Consider the following 4,423-nt stretch of genomic DNA (forward strand, 5'->3'; position numbering starts at 1 on the left):
CCCTGCTCGCCGCACCGCCGCGCCGGGTCTGACGGGCTGCGGCGGTGCGGCGAGCAGGGTGGCGAGGGCGGTGCCGGTCGCCGGTTCGCCGAGCATCGTGTAGTGGTCGCCGGGCACGTGCCGCAGCCGCAGGGGGCGTCCGCTCAGCTCGCTCCAGCCGAGGTCGGGGCTGGCGGGCAGCAGCGAGCGCTCCGGCTTGACGACGGTGACGGTCCGGTCGAGCGGGGCGGGCAGATATCCGGCGGTGCAGCGGTTGTTGCGGACGAGTCCGGCGTGGAAGGCGGTGTACAGCTTGCGCAGCCCGGCCGGTTCGGTGCCGGCGGGCAGCACGCCCTGCGTCACGGCCGCGTCCAGCAGGGCGTCCAGGTCCCGGGTGGCGGCGGCGCCGGTGACCAGGCGGCGTCCGCGGCGGGCGCCGAGGTACATCGCGAACCAGTCGAGCAGCAGGGCCGCGTCGAGCGCGTCGTCGGGCCGCTGGAAGGCGGCGACGGGCGCGATCGAGTCGAGGACGGCCAGCTCCCGCAGGGTGCCGCCACGCCCCTCGGCGTCGAGCCGGGCGGCGATCTCGTAGCCGACGACCCCGCCGAAGGACCAGCCGACCAGGGCGAAGGGACGTTCGGTGAGCCCGGCGGCGGTCAGTTCGGCGAGGCAGCGCGCGGCCAGTTCACGGACGCCGACGACGGGCGCCGCCGGGTCCAGCGCCGCGGTGACGTACTCGGTGACGGTCCCGAGGTCGCACAGGTACGGTGCGGTGTCCTCGGGCAGGCGGGCCGCGAGGTCCGCCCACGCCGAGGCCGGCAGGGCGCCGGGGTGGACGGCGACGACCGGGCGGGCCGCCGGACCGGCCGCCGGGCGCAGCGCGGTCAGCAGCGGCCTGGGCGGCGGCCGGCGCGGGGGCCTGGCCGGCCCGGTGTCAGGCCGCGACATGCCGGGTGCTCTCCTCCGCGATGTGCTCGGACAGCGCGGCGATGGTCGGGTGGTACCAGAGCGCGGTGGCCTCCAGTTCGAAGCCGAGCCACTTCTCCAGTTCGCCCGCGAGGATCAGCGCCTCCGTGGAGTCCAGGTCGAACTCGTCGAAGTAGCGCTCGACGTCGATCTGCTGCTGCTCCACTCCGAGCCGTACGGCGAGCTTCTCGACCAGCCAGGCCCGGGCCTCTTCGGCGGTGACACGCTGCATGACGGATTCCCCTCAGTTCGGTTCTGTCAGTGCTCTTCGCTGTGCGGCCGGTTCTCCCGCCGTTCCCGGGCGACCGCCTCGGCCGCCTTGCGTCCGGAGACGAATCCGGCCTCGTGGGAGCCGATGAGATCGACGCCGATGCGCGGTGCGTGGAAGTAGGAACCGGCCAGTTTGATCCGGCCGCCGGCCGCGTTGACGTCGTAGATCGTGCGCTGCATGGCCCGTACGCCGAGGTCGATGACGGGATGGGTGAACGGCAGCTCGCGCAGCACGAGTTCGTCGCGCGGGACGATCGGCGAGTCCAGGGTGACGAAGTAGTCGTGGCGGGCGGTGAAGCCCTGGAGGGCGTTCATGTAGTACGCGACCCAGGTGCGGGGGCGGCCGTCGACGGTCTTCAGGCCGTAGTTCCAGCTCTGCCAGCGCTCCCGGCGGGGCGGCATGCAGGCGGGGTCGGTGTGCAGGATCGCCCGGGTGGAGCTGTAGCGGACCCTGCCGAGGATCTCCGCCTGGAGCGGGGTGGGCCGCTCCAGCATCGCGAGGGTCTGGTCGGCGTGCGCGGCGAGGACGGCGTAGTCGTAGCGCTCCTCGCCCGCGGCGGTCGCGACGACGACCGCGCCGTCCTCCTCGCGGACCCGGGTGACCGGGGCGCCGGTGCGGACGGTGCCGTTCAGGCCGGCGACGACCCGGCGGACGTACTCGACGCTGCCGCCGGCGACCGTCTTCCACGCCACCGACCGGCCGCCGAGGCCTCCCGGGTCGTGGGACATGAAGAAGGCGATCACCGTGGTGGCGGGCATCTCCCAGATCAGTTCGGCGGGCACCGACCAGACGGCCGTGGCGAGCAGCACCACGTAGCCGTACTTGAAGGCGTCGCTGTAGCCGCCGCGGTCCAGGTAGTCGCCGAGCGAGAGGTCGGTGCGCTTGCGCAGGAAGTCGCGCGGCGCCTCGCGGTGGAAGCGTTCCGCGTCCCGCCACAGCGGCAGGAAGTCCGCCGGGTAGCGGGCGGCGATCGCGCTCTCGTCCAGCTCGAACTCGGCGGTGCCGTAGTCGAGGCCGCGGTCGAGGTCGAAGAAGTCGAAGCCGCCGGTGTGGTCCAGGGCGGTCACGCCGAGCTTGTCGAAGAACGCCGTCAGCTCGGGGTACGTGCGCGCGTTGAACACCACGAAGGCCGTGTCGACGCCGATCGTCCGGCCGTCCTCGTCGACCTCCACGGTGTGGGCGTGACCACCGGGCCGGTCCTGGCTCTCGTACACGGTGACTTCGGCGTCGTCCGGCAGATGGTGGGCGGCGGAGAGTCCGGCGATTCCGGCTCCGACGACAGCGACACGGGTGGTCATGGCAGGGCTGCACCTCGGCTCGAACGGTTCGACGACAAGGAAGGGCACGGTGGACGCGACGGCCGATGCGCAGAGGGCTGATACCTCTGAAAAGGGCGCCCCGCGCTGTGCTGTGCAGTGCTGGTGCTCTGCTGTGCAGTGCCGACGCTCGGCCGGGGGTCGGCGCTCGGCGCTCGGCGGTTGGCGCAGAAGAACCGTAGGCGCGGCGCGAAATGAGCGTCAATCCGCCCATCGGGGACGACATCCGGCCCATCGAAGGCTTCGATCGGGACGATGCGGAGTGGCTCGGGGTGTCCGGATCGGGGGGTGTGAGGGCTCCGGGGCGGAGCGCGGCCGTCCGGGTGGTCCGGCGGTGGCGGGTTCGGCCGGAATTCACTCGTACGGGGGTGACCGGAATCGGGGGCCCGCGGACTCTGTTGAGAGTGGCGGCCCGAAGGCCGCCGTTCGAACGAGGGGAGCCCCCATGCCCACGATTCCCTGGATGCCCGGCCCGGGCCGGGACACCGCCGGGGCCGCCGAGTCGGGCCCGCCGGTGGTCATGGCCTCCCGGCTGGAGCTGAGGTCACTGCTGAGCGTGCCCCGGTTCTTTCTGCTGTCGCTGGTGGTGTTCCGGCAGGTCCGCAGGTCACCGGGGTTGATCGGGGCCTCGCTGCGGGCACAGCCGCTGAAGCGGACGTTCTGGACGCTGTCCGCCTGGCGGGACCGGGCGGCGCTGGAGGAGTTCAACCGGACCGACCCGCACGCGAAGAGCGTGCGCGGGCTGCGCCCGGTGATGAAGGGCTCGGTGTTCGTGTTCTGGAACGCCGAGGCCGGCGAACTCCCCATCGGCTGGGACGAGGCGCAGCGCCGCCTCGCCGACCAGGCCGCGAAGGAGGCCCGGCGCGCATGAGCACGGCTCCGGCCGAGTCGGAGGGCACCCAGCCCGCCGCCGCCCCGCCCCCGGCTCCGGTCATCCCGCACGCCCGGCTGGTGCTGCTCGCCGCCTGCCTCGGGCTCTTCATGTCGTTCATCGAGGTCACCGCGGCGATCTCCACGCTGCGGGCGCTCCAGGTCGACCTCGGCGTGGCGCCCGCCGATCTGAGCTGGGTGTCCAGCACGTACACGCTGGTGGTCGCCGCCTGCGTGCTCTCCGGCGGGGCGCTGGGCGAGCGGTTCGGGCGCCGCCGGGTCTTCCTCGCCGGAGTGCTCCTGCTCGCCGCCGGCTCCCTGGTGGTCGCCGTGTCGGACGGCTACGGCTGGGTGCTGCTCGGCCGGGGCGTCAGCGGTCTCGGCGGGGCGCTGGTGCTGCCGACCTCGCTCGCGCTGATCACCACCACGTTCTTCGTCGACCTGCCGCGCATGCTGCGGTACATCGCGATCTGGGTGTCGGTGTCCGGCATCGGCCTGGCCGTGGGCCCGCTGCTGGGCGGGCTGCTGCTGGAGGCGTCGGGCTGGCGGGCGGTGTACCTGGTGAACACACCGCTGGCCGTCGTCACCGTCCTGGTCACGCTGCGCGCGGTGACGGAGTCCCGGGTGCCGGACCGGCCGCTGGACCTGGCCGGGCAGTTCTGGGCGGTGCTCGGGCTGTCCGCGCTGATCTACGGCATCGCGGCCGGCGGCCGGCTCGGGTACGGCGATCCGCAGGTCGTCACGGTCCTCGCGGTGGCCGCCGGGGCCCTGACGGCGCTGGTGCTCACCGAGCGGCGGGCGGCGGTGCCGATGCTGGACGTGCGGATGATGGGCAACGCGCGCTACGCCGCCGCGCTGGTCGTCGCCGCGGCGGCCCTGTTCGTGTTCGTCGGCGTGGTCTTCGTCGAGGTGCTGTTCCTGCAACGGGTGCGGGATCTGGGGCCGTTGGCCACGGGGGTGCGGCTGCTGCCCGCGATGCTCGCGTTCGTCGCGGCCACGTTCACGGCGCAGCGGCTGGCGG

The 4,423-nt window shown here is 73.4% G+C and carries 5 protein-coding genes; 2 read left to right on the forward strand and 3 right to left on the reverse strand.

Going from position 1 to position 4,423, the window contains the following annotated elements:
- The 3 genes from CCN42_RS28190 to CCN42_RS28200 form a co-directional block, all read right to left on the reverse strand.
- The coding region (locus CCN42_RS28190; protein ID WP_086739823.1) for a thioesterase domain-containing protein at positions 1-927 on the reverse strand (927 nt) is incomplete at its 3' end.
- On the reverse strand, positions 914-1,177 hold the full coding sequence (locus CCN42_RS28195) for an acyl carrier protein (RefSeq protein ID WP_086739825.1): 264 nt from the start codon (positions 1,175-1,177) through the stop codon (positions 914-916). The genes CCN42_RS28190 and CCN42_RS28195, both read right to left, overlap by 14 nt.
- Before the next feature lie 26 nt (positions 1,178-1,203).
- The gene (locus CCN42_RS28200) at positions 1,204-2,514 is read right to left on the reverse strand and encodes an NAD(P)/FAD-dependent oxidoreductase (RefSeq protein ID WP_086739827.1); all 1,311 of its coding nucleotides are present in this window, start codon (positions 2,512-2,514) and stop codon (positions 1,204-1,206) included.
- 463 nt (positions 2,515-2,977) lie between these two features.
- Here CCN42_RS28200 and CCN42_RS44850 point away from each other — a divergent pair, with 463 nt between their 5' ends.
- A complete protein-coding gene (locus CCN42_RS44850) occupies positions 2,978-3,403 on the forward strand; it encodes a DUF3291 domain-containing protein (protein ID WP_245877499.1) in 426 nt (141 codons plus the stop codon).
- The coding region (locus CCN42_RS28205; protein ID WP_245877500.1) for an MFS transporter at positions 3,400-4,423 on the forward strand (1,024 nt) is incomplete at its 3' end. The genes CCN42_RS44850 and CCN42_RS28205, both read left to right, overlap by 4 nt.

This window comes from Streptomyces glaucescens (assembly GCF_002154375.1).
Lineage (GTDB): Bacteria > Actinomycetota > Actinomycetes > Streptomycetales > Streptomycetaceae > Streptomyces > Streptomyces glaucescens.

Excerpts from the sequence above, each read along its gene's own strand:
- CCN42_RS28195 (WP_086739825.1), bottom strand. The coding sequence starts at position 1,177 with ATGCAGCGTGTCACCGCCGAAGAGGCCCGGGCCTGGCTGGTCGAGAAG.
- CCN42_RS28200 (WP_086739827.1), bottom strand. The coding sequence starts at position 2,514 with ATGACCACCCGTGTCGCTGTCGTCGGAGCCGGAATCGCCGGACTCTCC.
- CCN42_RS44850 (WP_245877499.1), top strand. The coding sequence starts at position 2,978 with ATGCCCACGATTCCCTGGATGCCCGGCCCGGGCCGGGACACCGCCGGG.